This window comes from Micromonospora sp. NPDC047670 (genome assembly GCF_043204915.1).
GTDB lineage: Bacteria > Actinomycetota > Actinomycetes > Mycobacteriales > Micromonosporaceae > Micromonospora.
Window position 1 is genome coordinate 159,830 of the sequence record NZ_JBIDDA010000010.1, and the last position, 18,378, is coordinate 178,207.

Consider the following 18,378-nt stretch of genomic DNA (forward strand, 5'->3'; position numbering starts at 1 on the left):
GTAAGACTGCCGGTGTACCCACCACGCGCTGGCGGGACTCGGTGTAATTCCGAACCGGCGGTGATCCACGGCGTGACCGTGGTAAGCCCGCGACCCGGTCGGCCTCGTGCCGCCCGGTGGACCTGGTGAGAATCCGGGGCCGACGGTTGGGCGCGGGAAACCGCACCCAGACAGTCCGGATGGGAGACAGCGCGCGGGACGGACGGGCCCTGCCCGGCCGCTGACCTCAGCGTGCCGTGCGCGCCCCCGGGTCGGCTCCGCCGTACCCGGACCTCCGCCGCCGCACGCCCGCGGCCCGATGCCGTCGCCTCCCGTGACCGCCCGCGCGCCGACCGGCGAGTGAGAGGGCAGGGCATGGCCGGCGTCTCCATCGACGAGGCGATGCGTCGCGCGGTGGAACTCGCCGCGCGCGGTCTCGGCACGACCAGCCCCAACCCGGTGGTCGGCTGCGTGCTGCTCGACGCCGCCGGCGACGTCGTCGGCGAGGGGTTCCACGCCTACGCCGGCGGGCCGCACGCCGAGATCGTCGCGCTCGCCCAGGCGGGGAAGCGGGCCCGCGGCGGCACCGCCGTGGTGACCCTGGAACCCTGCGACCACACCGGCCGCACCGGCCCCTGCAGCACCGCGCTGGTCCAGGCCGGCGTCGCCCGGGTCGTCATCGCCGTCCCCGATCCCAACCCGGTCGCCTCCGGCGGCGCCGCCACGCTGCGCGCCGCCGGGATCCAGGTGGATGTGGGGGTACGCGAGGCCGAGGCCGAGGCCGGCAACATCGCCTGGCTCACCTCGATGCGCCGCGGCCGGCCGTACGTGATCTGGAAGTTCGCCGCCACGCTGGACGGCCGGTCGGCGGCCGCCGACGGCACGAGCATGTGGATCACCTCCGAGGCGGCCCGGATGGACGTGCACGCGCTGCGCGGCACCGTCGACGCGGTGATCGCCGGGGTGGGCACGGTGCTCACCGACGACCCCCGGCTCACCGCCCGCAACCTGCGCGACGGCACGCTCAACATCCGCCAACCGCTGCGGGTGGTGGTGGACTCGTCGGCGCGTACGCCGGCCGACGCCCGGGTGCGCGACGGCGCCGCCCGGACGTGGATCGCCACCGCCGCGGAGGTCGGCGTCGGGCCCGACGGGCGGGTCGACCTGCCGGCGCTGCTCGCCACCCTGCACGAACGCGGGGTCCGCGCGGCGCTGCTGGAGGGCGGCCCCACGCTGGCCGGCGCCTTCCTCGCCGCCGGCCTGGTCGACAAGATCGTCGGCTACGTCGCGCCCCGGCTGCTCGGCGCCGGCCCGACCGCCCTGGTCGACGCCGGTGTGACCACCATCGCCGAGGCCATCGACCTGGAGTACGTCGACGTTACGCAGGTCGGACCCGACCTGCGGATCACCGCGCTGCCCCGGAAGAGGGAGGGCTGACATGTTCACCGGCATCGTCGAGGAGTTGGGTGAGGTCGTCCGGATCACCGAAACGGCGGGTGACTCGGCGCTGGTCGCGGTCCGCGGGCCGCTGGTCACCTCCGACGCCCGGCACGGCGACTCGATCGCGGTCAACGGCGTCTGCCTGACCGTGGTCGACGTCTGCGACGGGACCTTCACCGCGGACGTGATGGGGGAGACGCTGCGCCGCTCCGCGCTGGGCGCGCTACGGGTCGGCGACCCGGTCAACCTGGAGCGGGCCGCCGCGCTCGGCAGCCGCCTCGGCGGGCACCTGGTGCAGGGGCACGTCGACGGCGTCGGCGAGGTGCTCGCCCGGGAGCCGGCCGCGCAGTGGGAGACGGTCCGGTTCCGGCTGCCGGCCGCCCTGGCCCGGTACGTGGTGGAGAAGGGCTCGATCACCGTCGACGGCGTCTCGCTGACCGTGGCCGACGTCGGCCCCGACTGGTTCGCCGTCGGGCTGATCCCGACCACGCTGAAGCTGACCACCCTCGGCGCCCGGCGCGTCGGCGACGCGGTCAACCTCGAGGTGGACGTCCTCGCCAAGTACGTCGAGCGGCTGCTGGGCGCCCGACCGGCCGACCCCGGCCCGCCCGGCGGACACCCGGCCACGGACGCGCCGGGCGCGGCGGCCGGCGGGCTTGCGGTCCCCGGCCTGCCGGGCGCCGCCACGACGGGCGGGGTGGCCTGATGGGCCCGCTCGGGTGGCTGCTCGACGCGCAGGTGAGCGTCGCCGGCTCGCCGGTGCTGGTCCGGGAGATCGTCGGCAACGGCTTCGGCCTGGCCTCGGCCCTGCTCGGCCTGCGCCGGCTGGTCTGGGCCTGGCCCGTCGGCATGATCGGCAACGCGCTGCTGTTCACCGTCTTCCTGGGCGGGGTCTTCGCCACCCCGCAGGCACACGACCTGTACGGGCAGGCCGGCCGGCAGGTGTTCTTCTTCGCCGTCAGCCTCTACGGCTGGTGGCGCTGGTCGCGCAACCGCCGCCAGGGCGACGACGGCGACCACGCCGCCGTGGCGCCCCGCTGGGCCACCGGCCGCGAGCGGCTCGGCCTGCTGGCCGCCGCCGTCCTCGGCACGGCCGCCGCGTACCCGGTGCTCGCCGCGCTGGGCTCCTGGGGGCCGCTGCCGGACGCCTGGATCCTCACCGGCAGCCTGCTCGCCACCTACGGCATGGCCCGCGGCTGGGTGGACTTCTGGCTGATCTGGATCGCCGTCGACGCGGTCGGTGTGCCGCTGCTGCTGCGCGGCGGGTTCTATCCCTCGGCGGCCATGTACCTCGTCTACGGCGCCTTCTGCGCCTGGGGCCTGGTCAGCTGGTGGCGCACCTCGCGGGTCGCCCGCCCGGCGCCCGCCCCGATCCCGTCGACCTACTCGGAGGCCGTCGCATGAGCGAGCGAAGCAGAAGGTCCGGTGCGGTGGTGCCGCATGGCGGCACGGAGCGAAGCGGAGTGCCGGCATGACCACCTTTGCCAGCATCGAGCAGGCGGTGGCGGACATCGCCGCCGGCCGGCCCGTCGTCGTGGTCGACGACGCCGACCGGGAGAACGAGGGTGACCTGATCTTCGCCGCCGAACTGGCGACGCCGGAGCTGGTCGCGTTCATGGTGCGGTGGACGTCCGGCTACATCTGCGTGCCGCTGACCGAGACCGAGTGCGACCGGCTGGACCTGCCGCCGATGTACCACACCAACCAGGACCGGCGCGGCACCGCCTACACGGTGACCGTGGACGCCCGGGAGGGGGTCAGCACCGGCATCTCCGCCGCCGACCGGTCACACACCATCCGGCTGCTCGCCGACCCGGGCACCGGCCCGGCCGACCTGGCCCGCCCGGGGCACGTGGTGCCGCTGCGCGCCCGGGAGGGCGGCGTGCTGCGCCGGCCGGGGCACACCGAGGCGGCGGTCGACCTGACCCGGCTGGCCGGGCTGCGCCCCGCCGGCGTGCTCTGCGAGCTGGTCAACGACGACGGCACCATGATGCGGCTGCCGGACCTGGAGAAGTTCTGCGCCGAGCACTCCCTGACCCTGGTCACGATCGCCGACCTGGTGGCGTACCGGCGGCGGACCGAGAAGCAGGTCGAGTTGGTCGCCGACACCCGGATGCCCACGCGGCACGGGGTGTTCCGGGCGCTCGGCTACCGCAGCGAGCACGACTCGGCCGAGCACGTCGCCCTCGTCATGGGCGAGATCGGCGACGGGCGGGACGTGCTGGTCCGGGTGCACTCCGAGTGCCTCACCGGGGACGTCTTCGGCTCGGTGCGCTGCGACTGCGGCCCCCAGCTCAACGCCGCCCTCGAACGGGTCGCCCACGAGGGGCGGGGCGTGGTGCTCTACGTGCGCGGCCACGAGGGGCGGGGCATCGGGCTGCTGCACAAGCTCCAGGCGTACCAGCTCCAGGACGAGGGGCGGGACACCGTGGACGCCAACCTCGACCTGGGTCTGCCGGCCGACGCCCGGGACTACGGCACCGGCGCGCAGATCCTCTACGACATCGGGGTGCGCTCGATGCGGTTGCTGACGAACAACCCCGCCAAGCGGGCCGGCCTGGAGGGCTACGGGCTGACCGTCACCGGCCGCGAGGGACTGCCGGTGCGGCCGCACCCCGAGAACGTGCGCTACCTGCGCACCAAGCGGGACCGGATGGGGCACCTGTTGGACGAGCTGGACGAGGTCACCGAGGCCCCGATGGGCCGGCCGGTCCTCGGCGACGAGATCGGAGCGTAGACATGGCGGGTTTCGGCGAACCGGGCGTGACGACCGTGGACGCCGCCGGGATGACCGTCGGCGTGGTCGCCGCGCGGTGGCACGGCGACCTGACCGACCACATGCTCGACCGGGCGGTCGCCGCCGCCCGGGCGTGCGGGGCCCGCGCGGTCACCGCCCGGGTGGCCGGCTCGGTGGAGCTGCCCGTGGTGGCCCAGGCCCTCGCGCGGCGCTGCGACGTGGTGGTCGCGCTCGGCGTGGTGGTCCGGGGCGCCACCGCGCACTTCGACTACGTCTGCCGCTCGGTGACGGACGGGCTGACCCGGGTCGCGCTGGACGAGGGCAAGCCCGTCGCGCACGGCGTCCTGACCGTGGACACCATCGAGCAGGCCCGGGACCGGGCCGGGCTGCCCGGCTCGGCGGAGGACAAGGGCTGGGCGGCCACCGTGGCCGCGCTCGACGCCGCCCTCACCATCCGGGGCCTCGCCACCAGCGCCCACCGGGTCGGCTTCGGCGGCTGACCGTACCGCGGTCGCACCGTGGGAAAGATGACGCGGCCGGACCCGGAGGACGCCACGTCGGCGGGTGGCTGGAAGAATCGCCTTCCGTGAAGACGTTCGAGGAGTTGTTCGCGGAGCTGCAGGCCAAGGCCGCCGCCGGCACCCCTGGCTCGGGCACGGTCGCCGCGCTCGAGAAGGGCGTGCACTTCATCGGCAAGAAGGTCGTCGAGGAGGCGGCCGAGTCGTGGATGGCCGCCGAGCACGAGGGGCCGGAGCGCACCGCGGAGGAGATCTCCCAGCTGCTCTACCAGGTCCAGGTGCTGATGCTCGCCAGCGGTCTCGACCTCAAGGACGTCTACCGACATCTGTGAGTGCGCCCCGTCGTTGATCAGTACCGATCGAAGGAGCACTCCGTCATGCTGCGTGTCGCCATCCCCAACAAGGGCACCCTGGCCGAGCCGGCCGCCCAGATGCTGCGCGAGGCGGGCTACCGCCAGCGCACCGACCCGAAGGACCTGGTCTGCCGGGACGAGCCCAACGACGTCGAATTCTTCTACCTGCGCCCCAAGGACATCGCCACCTACGTCGGCTCCGGCGACCTGGACCTCGGCATCACCGGCCGGGACCTGCTGATCGACTCCGGGGCCCCCGCCGAGGAGGTCGTCGACCTGGCCTTCGGCCGGGCGACCTTCCGCTTCGCCGCCCGCCCCGACGACATCGCCTCCGTCCAGGAGCTGGGCGGGCACCGGATCGCCACCGCGTACCCCGGGCTGGTCGAGCGGCACCTCGCCGAGCTGGGCGTGAAGGCCGAGGTGATCCGCCTCGACGGCGCGGTCGAGAACGCCGTCCGGCTCGGCGTCGCCGACGTCGTCGCCGACGTGGTGGAGACCGGCGCCACGCTGCGCCAGGCCGGGCTGGTGGTCTTCGGCGAGCCGCTGCTGCGCTCCTCGGCGGTGCTGGTCCGCCGCGGGGACGCCCCGGACCACCCGCAGGCCGCGCAGCTGCTGCGCCGGCTGCACGGCGTGCTGGTCGCCCGCCGCTACGTGATGCTCGCCTACGACGTGCCGGCCGGCCTGCTGGACCGGGCCAGCTCGCTGACTCCGGGCATCGAGTCGCCGACCGTGTCCCCGCTGCACCGCGAGGGCTGGGTGGCGGTGCAGGCGATGGTGCTCCGCGACGACGTACACCGGATCATGGACGAGCTGTACGAACTCGGCGCCCGCGCGATCCTGGTCACCAACATCCACGCCTGCCGGCTGTGAGGCGCCCGCCTGCGGCGGGCGGCCCGGCGTCGCTCCCGGTGCCGCGTGGCCTGCCGCCGTGGGCGGCGCTGGCCGTGGTCGCCCTCGGCGGGGTGGCCTCGGCGGCCCAGGGCGCGGCCAACGCCGAGTTGGGCGAGCGGGCCGGCGACCCGACCCTGGGCGCGGTGGTCAACAACCTCGGCGGGACGCTGCTGGTCGGCCTCGGGGTGCTGGCGCTGCCCTCGGAGCGCGCCGGGCTGGCCGCGCTGCGCCGGGCCCGGCTGCCCTGGTGGGCGTACCTGGGCGGGCTGGGCGGGGCGGCCATCGTGCTGCTCGGCGCGTACATCGTCCCGGTGCTCGGGGTGGCGGTCTTCACCATCGCCCAGGTCGCCGGCGGCAGCCTCGGCGGGCTGGCCGTCGACCGGGCGGGGCTGGCGCCGGTCGGGCGGCTGGCGCTGACCCGGCCCCGGGTCGCCGGGGCGTTGTTGGGCGTGGCCGCCGTGGCGCTGGCCCAGCTCGGGCAGCCGGTCGGCGACCTCGCCCTCGGCCTGGTCCTGCTCGCCGTCGCCGGCGGGCTGGGCGTGGCGCTCCAGTCCGCGCTGAACGCGCGGGTCTCCGCCGCCGGCTCGCCCGCCGCCGGGGTCGCCGTCAACTTCGTCACGAGTACGCCCGCCGTGCTGCTCGTCGCGGCGCTGGCCGGCGCCCTCACCGGACCGGCGCCGACCTGGCCGGACGCCTGGTACCTCTACACCGGCGGCCTGCTCGGCGTCGGCATCGTGGCCAGCCTGGTGGTCGGGGTCGCCGCGATCGGGGTGCTGCGCACCGGCCTGGCCCTGGTCGCCGGGCAGCTCGGCGGCGCCCTGCTGCTGGACGCGCTGCTGCCGGGCGGCCCCGGCGTCCGGCTGCCGGTGCTCGCCGGCGCGCTGCTCACCCTGCTGGCCGCGCTGGTGGCCGGCCGGGGCGCCGCGGGCCCGGCCACGCGCGCCGCCGTCCCGACCACCCGTGTGGCGGCCGAGGACCGGCCCGGAGCGGATGGCAGACTGGTGGGGTGAGCGAAACCGAGACGATCCGCCTCCGCCCGCGCCGCATCCGGGTGGTCTGCTGGACCTCGGCGGCCGTGCTGGTCGTGGTGTTCAGCCTGGTGGCCACCTCGCTGACCGGCGCGACGGGCAACGGCTACGGCAGCTTCCAGCGGGGCGACCAGATCGCGATGGTCGGCCTCGGCGTCTTCGGTGCCCTCGGCTTCCTGCTCTTCACCCGCCCCCGGGTGGAGGCCGACGCGCGCGGGGTGCGCGTGCGCAACGTCCTCGGCTCGTACGAGCTGCCGTGGGAGGTCGTCCGCGGGGTCCGCTTCGACCGGGGCGCGCCGTGGGCGAGCCTGGAGTTGCACGACGACGACCTGCTGCCGATGGTCGCCCTGCAGGCCGCCGACAAGGAGCGGGCCGTCGAGGGGGTCCGCGCGCTGCGCCGGCTGCACCAGGCCCACCAGGCCCGCCTCGCCGAGGGCGCCGCCGGCCGCTGAGCCGACCCGGCGGTCGGCCGCCGCGCGTGGCCCGGGCCGGGGTGCCCGGGTTTGGGGGCGCTCGGGTGAGGGTGTAGTGTTGTGTAGTCGACCAGGCTGTCTCCGCGTGCGGACACGTTCGCCCGTGACCGGACAGCCATGAAAGAGGAGCGCCTGCTCCCACCCGAGTCGCCGCCATGGTGGCCGGGTCCGGTCACCGGTTCCGGGCACGTCCCGGCGCCGGATGCGCGATCATGTGATCGTGCCGACCGGTCGAGCGGGCCCTGGCATGCGCCGGGGCCTTCTGCTTTCCGGGTCGGCTCCCACCCGGGAGCCGCAGGGTCGGCCACGCAGGAGACTTTGACTCGAGGAGGCCCCATCAGCGTCGAACCACGCGTGAACGAGCAGATCCGGGCACGTGAGGTCCGACTGGTCGGCCCCGAGGGTGAGCAGGTGGGCATCGTCCCGCTGGAGCGCGCCCTTCAGCTGGCCGCGGACGTCGATCTGGACCTGGTCGAGGTTGCGCCGATGGCGCGCCCGCCGGTGTGCAAGCTCATGGACTTCGGCAAGTTCAAGTACGAGAGCGCACTGAAGGCGCGCGAAGCGCGGCGTAACCAGCAGCAGACCGTCATCAAGGAGATGAAGCTCCGGCCGAAGATCGACCCGCACGACTACGAGACCAAGAAGGGTCACGTGGTGCGGTTCCTCAAGGCCGGCGACAAGGTCAAGGTGACGATCATGTTCCGCGGTCGCGAGCAGAGCCGCCCGGAGCTGGGTTACCGGCTCCTGCGCCGGCTCGAGTCGGAGATCACGGAGCTGGGGTACGTCGAGGCCGCTCCGAAGCAGGACGGTCGAAACATGATCATGGTTCTCGCCCCGCACCGGGCCGTCAAGGCCTCTGCGGTCGCCGCGACGGCGTCCCGCGGTGGACCCCGGGACCGGAACGCGGACGAGTCCGCGGCTCCGGCAGCCGGCGAGACCGCGGCGGCCGGCGAGACCGCACCAGCCGGTGAGACCGGCACCGTCGCCGACAACAGCGGCGAGTAACAGGGGAGAGACGTTCCACATGCCGAAGATGAAGAGCCACACGGGGATGGGCAAGCGGGTCAAGGTGACCGGCAAGGGCAAGATCGTTGCCCAGCAGGCCGGCCTCCGGCACAACCTGGAGAAGAAGCCCTCCACCCAGACCCGTCGGCTGACCGGCACCGTCGTGCTGGCCAAGGCCGATGTCAAGCGCATCAAGAAGCTGCTCGGCCGCTGACGCGCGCCACCCGACGTAAGAAGGAGTTGAGATGGCACGCGTCAAGCGGGCTGTGAACGCCCAGAAGAAGCGCCGTACCCTGCTGGAGACCGCGAGCGGCTACCGCGGTCAGCGCTCCCGCCTCTACCGCAAGGCCAAGGAGCAGGTGCTGCACTCGATGCAGTACGCCTACCGGGACCGTCGCGACCGCAAGGGCGACTTCCGGCAGCTGTGGATCCAGCGGATCAACGCGGGCGCCCGCGCCAACGGGATGACCTACAACCGCCTGATCCAGGGCCTGCGCCTGGCCGGCATCGAGGTCGACCGGAAGATCCTGGCCGACCTGGCCGTCAACGACGCCGCCGCCTTCGCGGCGATCGTCGAGCTGGCCCGGGCCGCGGTCGCGGCCGAGGGCACCGGCGGCGCGGCGGCCCAGGCCGCCTGATCCACCCGCACCAGCAGATCGAGGCGTCTCCCATGCACTCACCGTCGCGCGGGAGACGCCTCGACGCTGTCTCCGGCCCCTTCACCCCGCGTACCCCCAGGGTGGTCGCCGCCCGCCGGCTGCAGCGCCGACGGGACCGCGAGGCCGCCGGCCGGTTCCTGGCCGAGGGCCCGCAGGCGGTCCGCGAGGCCCTGGCCCGCCCGGGGGTGGTCACGGAGCTCTTCGGTACGCCGGCCGCCCTGGACCGGCACGCCGGGCTGGCCGCCGAGGCCGCCCGCGCCGACGTGCCGGTCTCCGAGGTGACCGACGAGGCCCTCGCGGCCCTCGCCGAGACCGTCGCCCCGCAGGGCCTGGTCGCCGTCTGCCGGCACCTCGACGTGTCCCTGGAGCAGGCCCTGGCCGGTGGACCCCGCCTGGTCGCGGTGCTCGCCGAGATCCGCGACCCGGGCAACGCCGGCACCGTGCTGCGCACCGCCGACGCCGCCGGGGCCGGCGTGGTCGTCTTCGCCGGCGACGCCGTCGACCCGTACAACGGCAAGTGCGTGCGGGCGTCGGCCGGCAGCCTCTTCCACGTCGACGTGGTCCGCGCGCCCGACCCGCTGGACGTGGTCGCCGCGCTGCGCGCCGCGGGGCTCGCCGTGCTCGCCACCACCGGCTACGGCGAGGACGACCTCGACGACCTCGCCGACGCGGGCCGGCTCGCCGCCCCCACCGCCTGGCTGTTCGGCTCGGAGGCGCACGGCCTGCCCGAGCAGCTCACCGCCGCCGCCGACGCGCGCGTGCGGGTGCCGCTGCACGGCCGCGCCGAGAGCCTGAACCTGGCTGCGGCCGCCGCCGTCTGCCTGTACGCTTCAGCGAGAGCGCAGCGGTGACCACACACCGGTCCCGCGAGGCAGCCAACAGAGGAGAGCGTCCGCCCATGAACGCGCCACGGCGTTCGTTTAGCCAGCCCGCCGGTGTCGGCGGGCGGCGGGCCTGACCTGCTTTCCGCGCAACTCCCACCGGCGGGCTGCGGCACAGCCGCGCGTCCGTAGACTCGCTTCGCCGCCCGTGAGGGCTGGCGCCGCCGTGAGGGAGTGCCCGTACGCCATGAGCTACCGCAACGATCCGTACGACCCGAAGCAGGTCGCCCTGCTCGACCCGGCCGCCCTGGCCGAGGCTGTCGCCGCCGCCGAGAAGGCGTTCGCCGAAGCCGGTGACCCGGACGCGCTGACCGCGCTGCGCCCGGCGCACCTCGGCGACCGGTCCCCGGTCTCGCTGGCCCGCCGGGAGATCGGCGCGCTGCCGCCGGCCGCGAAGGCCGACGCCGGCAAGCGGGTCAACGAGGCCCGCCGCGCCGTCGAGGCCGCGTACGCCGCCCGCCAGGAGGTCCTGGAGCGGGAGCAGGCGGAACGGGTGCTGGTGGAGGAGCGCGTCGACGTGACGCTGCCCTACGACCGGCGGCCCCGGGGCGCCCGGCACCCGATCAGCACCCTGATGGAGCAGATCAGCGACCTGTTCGTCGGGATGGGCTACGAGGTGGCCGAGGGGCCCGAGGTCGAGCTGGAGTGGACCAACTTCGACGCGCTCAACATCCCCGCCGACCACCCCGCGCGCGGGCTGATGGACACCTTCCACGTCGCACCCGCCGACGGTCCGGCCGCGGCCGACGAGCCGGCGGGGTCGGGCCTCGTCCTGCGTACCCACACCTCGCCGGTGCAGGCGCGCACCATGCTGACCCGCAAGCCGCCGATCCACGTGATCGTGCCCGGCCGGGTCTACCGCACCGACGAGCTGGACGCCACCCACGCGCCGGTCTTCCACCAGGTGGAGGGCCTCGTGGTGGACAGGGGCATCACCATGGCGCACCTGCGCGGCACCCTGGACCACTTCGCCCGGGCGATGTTCGGCGAGGGCGCGAAGACCCGCTTCCGGCCGCACTACTTCCCGTTCACCGAGCCGTCGGCCGAGTTCGACGTGTGGTTCCCGGAGCACCGCGACGGCCCGCGCTGGGTCGAGTGGGGCGGCTGCGGCATGGTCAACCCGCGGGTGCTGGTCGCCTGCGGCATCGACCCCGAGGTCTACTCGGGATTCGCGTTCGGCATGGGCATCGACCGGACCGTGATGTTCCGGCACGGGGTCAGCGACATGCGGGACATGGTCGAGGGCGACGTGCGGTTCACCCGCGCGTTCGGGGCCGGGGCGTAGGCGATGCGGGTACGAGTTACGGAGACGGTGGTCTGAGTCATGCGAGTTTCTGTCAGTTGGTTGCGGGAGTACGTCGACCTCCCCGCCGACCTGCCCGCCGGCGACCTGGAGCAGGCCCTGGTCGACCTCGGCATCGAGGTCGAGTCCGTGGTGGACCTGCGGGAGACCGTCACCGGTCAGCTGGTGGTCGGTGAGGTCCTCCAGATCGAGGAGCTGACCGGCTTCAAGAAGCCCATCCGGTTCTGCCGCGTCGACGTCGGCGACGCCAACGGCACCGGCGAGCCGCAGGAGATCGTCTGCGGGGCGCGCAACTTCGCACCCGGCGACCGGGTCGTGGTGATCCTGCCCGGCGGCGTGCTGCCCGGCGGGTTCGCCATCGGCGCGCGCAAGACGTACGGGCGCAACTCCAACGGCATGATCTGCTCCGCCAAGGAGTTGGGTCTCGGCGACGACCACTCGGGCATCATCGTGCTGCCCGGGGACACCCCGGCCAAGCCGGGCGACGACGCACGGCCCGTCGTCGGGCTCGACGACGTCGTGGTCGAGCTGGAGATCACCCCCGACCGGGGGTACGCGCTGAGCCTGCGCGGCCTCGCCCGCGAGCTGTCGCACGCCCTCGGCGTGCCGTTCCGCGACCCGGGCCTGGCGCCCGCGCCCGGCGGCACCGACACCCCGGCGTACCCGGTCGAGGTGCGCGACACGGTCGGCTGCGACCGGTTCGCCGCCCGGCTCGTGCGCGGCGTCGACCCGACGGCGGCGACCCCCGACTGGATGCGGCGGCGGCTCACCGTCGCCGGCATCCGCAGCATCTCGCTGCCGGTCGACATCACCAACTACGTCATGCTGGAACTGGGCCAGCCGATGCACGCCTTCGACGCCGACCGGATCACCGGGCCCCTGGTGGTGCGCCGCGCCGAGGCGGGGGAGAAGCTCACCACCCTGGACGGGGTCACCCGCGTGCTCGCCGCGGAGGACATGGTCATCTGCGACGACACCGGGCCGGTCTCGCTCGCCGCCGTGATGGGCGGGGAGACCAGCGAGGTCGTCGCGGGGACCACGAACGTGCTCTTCGAGGCGGCCCACTGGGACCCGGCGATGGTGGGGCGCACCGCCCGGCGGCACAAGCTGTTCAGCGAGGCGGCGAAGCGGTGGGAGCGGGGCGTCGACCCGGCGCTGCCGCTGGTCGCCATCGAGCGGGCCGTCCGGCTGCTCACCGAGCACGCCGGCGGCACGGCCTCCGACGAGATCGTCGACATCGACCACGTCCGGCCGCGTACGCCGGTCGTCCTGCCGGCGGACCTGCCGACCCGGCGGATCGGGGTGACCTACCCGCCGGCGCGGGTGGTCGCGCTGCTGGAGCAGGTCGGCTGCACGGTCGCGCGGGGCACCGACCGGCTGGCCGAGGATCCGGGCGAGGTCGGCGTCGCCGCCGGCGACGGCGCGGCGCTCACCGTCACCCCGCCGACCTGGCGGCCCGACCTGACCGACCCGGCGGACCTCGTCGAGGAGGTGGTCCGCCTCGACGGGTACGACCGGCTGCCGTCGGTGCTGCCGACCGCGCCGCCGGGCCGCGGCCTGACCTGGCAGCAGCGCCGCCGGCGGGCGATCTCCCGGTCGCTCGCCGAGCGGGGGTACGTGGAGGTGCTCGCGCACCCGTTCGTCGCCTCGGAGCTGCCCGACCAGCTCGGGCTGCCCGAGGGCGACCCGCGTCGGCGGGCGGTGCGGCTGGCCAACCCGCTGTCCGAGGAGGAGCCGCTGCTGCGCACCACGCTGCTCGGCCCGCTGCTCGGCATCGTGAAGCGCAACCTCGGCCGGGGGCAGCGCGACCTCGCCGTCTACGAGATCGGCGCGGTCTTCCACCCGCGTCCCGGCGCCGGCCGCCCGCCGGCGATGGGCGTGGACCGGCGGCCCAGCGACGAGGAGCTCGCCGCCGCCGACGCGGTGGTGCCCGACCAGCCCCGGCACGTCGCCGTCGTGCTGACCGGCGACATGGAGCCCGCCGGCTGGTGGGGCGCGGGCCGGGCGGCTGCCTGGGCGGACGCCGTGGAGGCCGCCCGGGCGGTGCTCGCCGCGGCCGACATCCCGGGGGACCGGGTCGAGGTCCGGGCCGCCGAGTACGCGCCGTGGCACCCCGGCCGCTGCGCGGAGCTGCTGGTCGACGGCACGGTGGTCGGGCACGCCGGCGAACTGCACCCGGCGGTCCTGGCGGCGCTGGAACTGCCCCGGCGCACCAGCGCCATGGAGCTGGACCTGGACGCGCTGCCGGCGGCCCCGGTGGCGCCCGCGCCGGTCGTCTCCGGCTTCCCGCCGGCGCTGATCGATGTGGCGCTGGTGGTGGACGAGTCGGTACCCGCGGCGCAGGTGCAGCGCGCCCTGGTCGAGGGCGCCGGCGAGCTGCTGGAGGGGGTGCGCCTGTTCGACGTGTACGCCTCCGAGCAGCTCGGGGCGGGCCGCAAGTCGCTGGCGTACAAGCTCACCTTCCGGGCCCCGGACCGGACGCTGACCGTGGAGGAGGCGGTGGCCGCGCGGGACGCGGCGGTCGCCCGGGCCGCGGAGCGCTTCGGCGCCACCCTGCGCGGCGCCTGAGCGACCACGAGGGCCCCTCCCGCCGGTGCGGGAGGGGCCCTCGGCTGCTCTGCGGACAGCCGGGCCGCTCGTCGATCCGCAGGCGCTCGACGGCACGGGGTCGTCGGAGCGCCTGGTGTGACGTTGCGGTGTCGAGCGGGCCGGGTGTGCGCGGAAGCGGCAAGTGCGGTGTGTGACCGACAGGCGTCGATCAGTGACGGGTCGGCTGAAAGGTCAGCGGCCTCGGGATTTTTGGCTACCCGCGAGTCACATCCGAGCGGTTAACCTGCTTGGATTCCGAGTGTTGCCGGAGTCACACCCCGCCACCCCCACGGGAGTCCAGTCATGTCCGAGGATCCGCCGGTTACCACCGTCGATGTCTGCATCGTGGGCGGCTGCGGCCGGGTGGGGCTGCCGCTGGGCATCGCCTTCGCCTCGCGCGGCCTGTCCGTGGTGCTGTACGACATCAACGCCGACGCGGTCGGCACGGTCAACGCGGCCACCCTGCCCTTCGCCGAGCCCGGTGCGGCCGGGGCGCTCGCGGAGGCCGTCGCCGCCGGCCGGCTGCGTGCCACCACCGACCCGGCCAGCGTTGGCGCCTCCGAACACCTGGTCGTGGTGGTCGGCACCCCGGTCGACGAGCACCTCAACCCGGACCTGGGCGCGGTGCCCCGGGCCCTGGAGCGCTGCGCCGAGCACCTGCGCGACGGGCAGTTGGTCGTGCTGCGCAGCACCGTCTACCCCGGCGTCACCGCGCTGACCGAGAAGCTGCTCGCCGGCAAGGGCATCCGCGCCGACGTGGCGTTCTGCCCGGAGCGGATCGCCGAGGGGCGGGCGATGACGGAGCTGTTCGCCCTGCCGCAGATCGTCGCCGCCCGGACGCCGGGGGCGCTGGCGCGCGCCGAGAAGCTCTTCCGGCACCTCACCGAGCAGATCGTGCCGCTCGAGCCGGAGGAGGCCGAGCTGGCGAAGCTGTTCACCAACACCTGGCGCTACATCAAGTTCGCCACCGCCAACCAGTTCTGGATGATGGCCAACGACTTCGGGCTCGACTTCGCCCGGATCCGGCACGCCGTGGCGTACGACTACCCGCGCGCGGCCGACCTGCCGATGCCCGGGTTCGCGGCCGGACCGTGCCTGTTCAAGGACACCATGCAGCTGGCCGCGTTCAACCGGAACAACTTCGTGCTCGGCCATTCCGCGATGCTGATCAACGAAGGGCTCCCGCTCTACCTGGTGTCCCGCCTGGAGGACCGGTTCGACCTGTCCGAGCTGACCGTGGGCATCCTCGGCATGGCCTTCAAGGGCGGCAGCGACGACCCCCGGGAGAGTCTGGCGTACAAGCTGCGCAAGATCCTGGCGCTGAAGACCCGCGAGACGCTCTGCACGGATCCCTACGTGGTCGACGAGCGCTTCGTCGACCTGGACGAGGTGCTGCGGCGGGCCGACCTGCTGGTCATCGCCGCTCCGCACGAGCAGTACGCCCGCCTGGAGACCGACCGGCCGGTCATCGACATGTGGGGCCTGACCGGGCAGGGAGTGCGGGTGTGAAGCCCCGGGTGTCGGTGATCGTGCCGGTCTACAACGAGGGCGAGGCGATCCTGCGCTGCCTCGAGCGGATGCTGCGGGAGATGCTGCTCCCCGCCGAGGTGCTCGTCGTGCACGACATGCCCGAGGACAGCACCGTCCCGTACGTCGAGGAGGTCGCCCGCACCGATCCGCGGGTGCGGGCGGTGCTCAACACCTACGGCCGGGGCCCCGCCAACGCGATCCGGTACGGCATCGACGCGGCGCGTGCCCCCGTCGTGGTGGTCACCATGGCCGACGGCTGCGACGACCCCCGCCAGATCGACGAGCTGGCCCGCTTGGTCGACCGGGGGGTGGTGGTCGCCGCCGCGTCCCGTTACATGCCCGGCGGCCAGCAGGTCGGCGGGCCCCGGCTGAAGCGGATGATGTCGCGCTGGGCGGGGCGGAGCCTCTACACCTTCGCCCGCGTCGGCACCCGCGACGCCACCAACAGCTTCAAGGCGTACGACACCGCGTTCGTCCGCGAGGTCGGGATCGAGTCGCGGACCGGCTTCGAGATCGGGCTGGAACTGACCGCCAAGGCCACTCGGCTGCGGCTACCGGTGGCCGAGATCCCCACCATCTGGCTGGACCGGCCGTTGGGGGAGTCCCACTTCGACCTGGGTCGCTTCCTGCCCGGCTACCTGCGCTGGTACTTCTTCGCCTACGGTCGACGGCTGACCCGGGAGAAGCTGGCCGGGCGCGTCGCCCGGACCGGGGTCGTGCCGGCCCCGCGCGACCCGCGGGACAGCACCGAATTCGAGAAGACCGCATAGGAGCGCACGTGGCGAAGGTCCTGGTAACTGGTTCGGCCGGCTTCATCGGCGGCTACCTCGTCTCCGAGCTGCTGGACCGGGGGCACGAGGTGGTCGGCATCGACAACTTCTCCAAGTACGGCCCGGTGACCCACAGCTACGACGAGCACCCCCGGTTCCGGTTCGTCGAGGGCGACGCCCGGGACGCGGACCTGCTCACCGAGCTGCTGGACGGCTGCGACCACCTGGTCGCGGGGGCGGCGATGATCGGCGGCATCTCCTACTTCCACGCGTACGCCTACGACCTGCTCGCCACCAACGAGCGGATCATGGCGGCCACCTGCGACGCGGCGATCCGCGCCCATCGGGACGGCCGGCTGGCGAAGGTCACCTACCTCTCCTCCTCGATGGTCTTCGAGTCCACCGAGCACTGGCCCAGCCGGGAGGGCGACGAGCGCCGCATCCCACCGCCGCTGTCGTCGTACGGGTTCCAGAAGCTGGCCGTGGAGTACTACGCCCGGGCGGCCTGGGAGCAGTACCAGGTGCCGTACACGATCGTGCGGCCGTTCAACTGCGTCGGCGTGGGCGAGGGGCGCGCGCTGGGGCAGGCCGAGGTGCTCTCCGGCAACGTCAAGCTCGCCATGTCGCACGTCGTGCCCGACCTGGTGCAGAAGATCGTCAAGGGACAGGACCCGCTGCACATCCTCGGTGAGGGCAACCAGGTCCGCCACTACACCTACGGCGGCGACCTGGCTCGGGGCATCGCCACGGCGATCGAGCACCCGGCGGCGCGCAACGAGGACTTCAACCTCTCCACGGCCGAGTCGACCACGGTGCTCGAACTGGCCGAGCTGATCTGGCGCAAGATCAAGGGCGCGGACGTGCCGTTCCGGTACGTCTCCGACGAGCCCTTCCGGTACGACGTGCAGAGGCGGGTGCCGGACGTGACCAAGTCGCGGGAGGTGCTGGGCTTCACGGCCGCCACGTCGCTGGACGAGATGCTCGACGAGGTCATCCCGTGGGTGACCCGGGCGGTCGAGGAGGGCCGTCTCTGACCGCTTCGTCCCGGCCGAGGGCCCGTGTCGCGATCCGGCGGCACGGGCCCTCGTGGTGATCGGGCTCACCACTTCATTCTCATGCGGCCTACTGCATGAACTTGCAGGAACGGATCATCGCCTGCTAGCCTTCGCTGCATAGTCATGCGGAGGTGAGTATGGGTATCCGAGTCGCGGTCGCCGGGGCGAGCGGCTACGCCGGGGGCGAGCTGATCCGCCTGGTCGCCGGGCACCCGGAGTTCGACCTGGTCGCCGCCACCGCGCACAGCCAGGCCGGGCACCGGCTCGACGTCGTACACCCGCAGCTCGCCGGGCTGGACCTGGTCCTCGGCGAGACGGACGCGGCAGCGCTGGCCGACGCGGACCTGGTCTTCCTGGCCCTGCCGCACGGCCAGTCGGCGGCCCTGGCCGCCCAGCTTCCGCCCGAGGTCCGGATCGTCGACCTGGGCGCCGACCACCGCCTCGCCGACCCGTACGCCTGGGCCAACTACTACGGCGGATCGCACGCCGGTCAGTGGACCTACGGCCTGCCCGAACTGCCCGGCCAGCGGGATCTGATCGCCGGCTCCACCCGGGTGGCCAACACGGGCTGCTACGCCGCCGCGATCACCCTCGCGCTGGCCCCGCTGATCGCCGTCGGCGCCGCCTCCCCGGCCGACGTGGTGGTCGTCGCGGCCTCCGGCACCTCCGGCGCCGGCAAGGCGGCCAAGCCGCACCTGCTCGGCAGCGAGGTGATGGGGGACCTGTCGCCCTACCGCGTCGGCACCCACCAGCACGTCCCCGAGATCAAGCAGGCCACCGGCGCGACCGGCCTGTCGCTCACCCCGGTGCTCGCGCCGATGCCCCGGGGCATCCTCGCCACCGTGACCGCCGTGCCGGCCCGGGGCGTGGACCCGCGGGCGGTGCTCGCCGAGGCGTACGCGGACACGCCGTTCGTGCGCGTCCTGCCGGAAGGGGCCTGGCCGCACACCGCCGCCACCCTCGGCTCCAACTCCTGCCACCTGCAGGCCACGGTCGACGTCGACTCCCGCCGGATGATCGTGCTGAGCGCGCTGGACAACCTCGGCAAGGGCGCCGCCGGCCAGGCCGTGCAGAACGCCAACCTCATGTGCGGCTTGCCGGAGACGACGGGCCTGTCCATCTGGGGGGTCGCACCGTGAGCGCGAGGAGTGCAGCGCAGCGGAGCCC

The 18,378-nt window shown here is 74.1% G+C and carries 19 protein-coding genes; all 19 read left to right on the plus strand.

What is annotated here, in order from left to right:
- Positions 1-354 precede the first annotated feature (354 nt).
- Positions 355-1,416 (plus strand): bifunctional diaminohydroxyphosphoribosylaminopyrimidine deaminase/5-amino-6-(5-phosphoribosylamino)uracil reductase RibD, encoded by a 1,062-nt coding sequence (gene ribD, locus ACGF7U_RS23385; RefSeq protein ID WP_393109901.1) that lies wholly within the window; start codon positions 355-357, stop codon positions 1,414-1,416.
- Between the two features lies 1 nt (position 1,417).
- The gene (locus ACGF7U_RS23390) at positions 1,418-2,125 is read left to right on the plus strand and encodes a riboflavin synthase (RefSeq protein ID WP_393109903.1); all 708 of its coding nucleotides are present in this window, start codon (positions 1,418-1,420) and stop codon (positions 2,123-2,125) included.
- The gene (gene pnuC, locus ACGF7U_RS23395) at positions 2,125-2,823 is read left to right on the plus strand and encodes a nicotinamide riboside transporter PnuC (RefSeq protein ID WP_393109905.1); all 699 of its coding nucleotides are present in this window, start codon (positions 2,125-2,127) and stop codon (positions 2,821-2,823) included. The genes ACGF7U_RS23390 and pnuC overlap by 1 nt, the downstream gene beginning before the upstream one ends.
- A gap of 67 nt (positions 2,824-2,890) precedes the next feature.
- Positions 2,891-4,156 (plus strand): bifunctional 3,4-dihydroxy-2-butanone-4-phosphate synthase/GTP cyclohydrolase II, encoded by a 1,266-nt coding sequence (locus ACGF7U_RS23400; protein WP_393109907.1) that lies wholly within the window; start codon positions 2,891-2,893, stop codon positions 4,154-4,156.
- 2 nt (positions 4,157-4,158) lie between these two features.
- Positions 4,159-4,656: a 6,7-dimethyl-8-ribityllumazine synthase gene (gene ribH / locus ACGF7U_RS23405; protein WP_393109909.1), complete on the plus strand. Its 498-nt coding sequence runs from the start codon at positions 4,159-4,161 to the stop codon at positions 4,654-4,656.
- A gap of 68 nt (positions 4,657-4,724) precedes the next feature.
- Positions 4,725-5,006, plus strand: a complete 282-nt coding sequence (locus tag ACGF7U_RS23410) for a phosphoribosyl-ATP diphosphatase (protein WP_350924782.1) — start codon at positions 4,725-4,727, stop codon at positions 5,004-5,006.
- A gap of 45 nt (positions 5,007-5,051) precedes the next feature.
- Positions 5,052-5,897 (plus strand): ATP phosphoribosyltransferase, encoded by an 846-nt coding sequence (gene hisG / locus ACGF7U_RS23415; protein WP_393109911.1) that lies wholly within the window; start codon positions 5,052-5,054, stop codon positions 5,895-5,897.
- A gap of 38 nt (positions 5,898-5,935) precedes the next feature.
- Positions 5,936-6,928: a DMT family transporter gene (locus tag ACGF7U_RS23420; RefSeq protein ID WP_393109912.1), complete on the plus strand. Its 993-nt coding sequence runs from the start codon at positions 5,936-5,938 to the stop codon at positions 6,926-6,928.
- Entirely contained in the window at positions 6,925-7,398 is a 474-nt protein-coding gene (locus ACGF7U_RS23425) for a PH domain-containing protein (protein ID WP_393109914.1), read from the plus strand. Before ACGF7U_RS23420 ends, ACGF7U_RS23425 begins: the two co-directional genes overlap by 4 nt.
- Before the next feature lie 375 nt (positions 7,399-7,773).
- Positions 7,774-8,424 carry a translation initiation factor IF-3 gene (infC, locus tag ACGF7U_RS23430; protein WP_393109916.1) on the plus strand — a complete coding sequence of 217 codons (651 nt, stop codon included), beginning with the start codon at positions 7,774-7,776 and terminating at the stop codon, positions 8,422-8,424.
- 19 nt (positions 8,425-8,443) lie between these two features.
- On the plus strand, positions 8,444-8,638 hold the full coding sequence (gene rpmI, locus ACGF7U_RS23435; RefSeq protein WP_007458415.1) for a 50S ribosomal protein L35: 195 nt from the start codon (positions 8,444-8,446) through the stop codon (positions 8,636-8,638).
- 31 nt (positions 8,639-8,669) lie between these two features.
- Positions 8,670-9,062 (plus strand): 50S ribosomal protein L20, encoded by a 393-nt coding sequence (rplT, locus tag ACGF7U_RS23440; protein WP_030335718.1) that lies wholly within the window; start codon positions 8,670-8,672, stop codon positions 9,060-9,062.
- Positions 9,063-9,094: 32 nt separating this feature from the next.
- On the plus strand, positions 9,095-9,934 hold the full coding sequence (locus ACGF7U_RS23445) for a TrmH family RNA methyltransferase (protein ID WP_393109918.1): 840 nt from the start codon (positions 9,095-9,097) through the stop codon (positions 9,932-9,934).
- A 217-nt stretch (positions 9,935-10,151) separates the two neighbouring features.
- Entirely contained in the window at positions 10,152-11,249 is a 1,098-nt protein-coding gene (gene pheS, locus ACGF7U_RS23450; RefSeq protein WP_393109920.1) for a phenylalanine--tRNA ligase subunit alpha, read from the plus strand.
- A 39-nt stretch (positions 11,250-11,288) separates the two neighbouring features.
- A complete protein-coding gene (pheT, locus tag ACGF7U_RS23455) occupies positions 11,289-13,835 on the plus strand; it encodes a phenylalanine--tRNA ligase subunit beta (protein ID WP_393109922.1) in 2,547 nt (848 codons plus the stop codon).
- A gap of 324 nt (positions 13,836-14,159) precedes the next feature.
- Positions 14,160-15,365 carry a nucleotide sugar dehydrogenase gene (locus ACGF7U_RS23460; RefSeq protein WP_393109924.1) on the plus strand — a complete coding sequence of 402 codons (1,206 nt, stop codon included), beginning with the start codon at positions 14,160-14,162 and terminating at the stop codon, positions 15,363-15,365.
- Positions 15,362-16,156 (plus strand): glycosyltransferase family 2 protein, encoded by a 795-nt coding sequence (locus ACGF7U_RS23465; protein WP_393109926.1) that lies wholly within the window; start codon positions 15,362-15,364, stop codon positions 16,154-16,156. Before ACGF7U_RS23460 ends, ACGF7U_RS23465 begins: the two co-directional genes overlap by 4 nt.
- Before the next feature lie 8 nt (positions 16,157-16,164).
- The gene (locus ACGF7U_RS23470) at positions 16,165-17,190 is read left to right on the plus strand and encodes an NAD-dependent epimerase/dehydratase family protein (protein ID WP_393109928.1); all 1,026 of its coding nucleotides are present in this window, start codon (positions 16,165-16,167) and stop codon (positions 17,188-17,190) included.
- 158 nt (positions 17,191-17,348) lie between these two features.
- Positions 17,349-18,350 carry an N-acetyl-gamma-glutamyl-phosphate reductase gene (gene argC, locus ACGF7U_RS23475; RefSeq protein WP_393109930.1) on the plus strand — a complete coding sequence of 334 codons (1,002 nt, stop codon included), beginning with the start codon at positions 17,349-17,351 and terminating at the stop codon, positions 18,348-18,350.
- Positions 18,351-18,378: the final 28 nt, after the last annotated feature.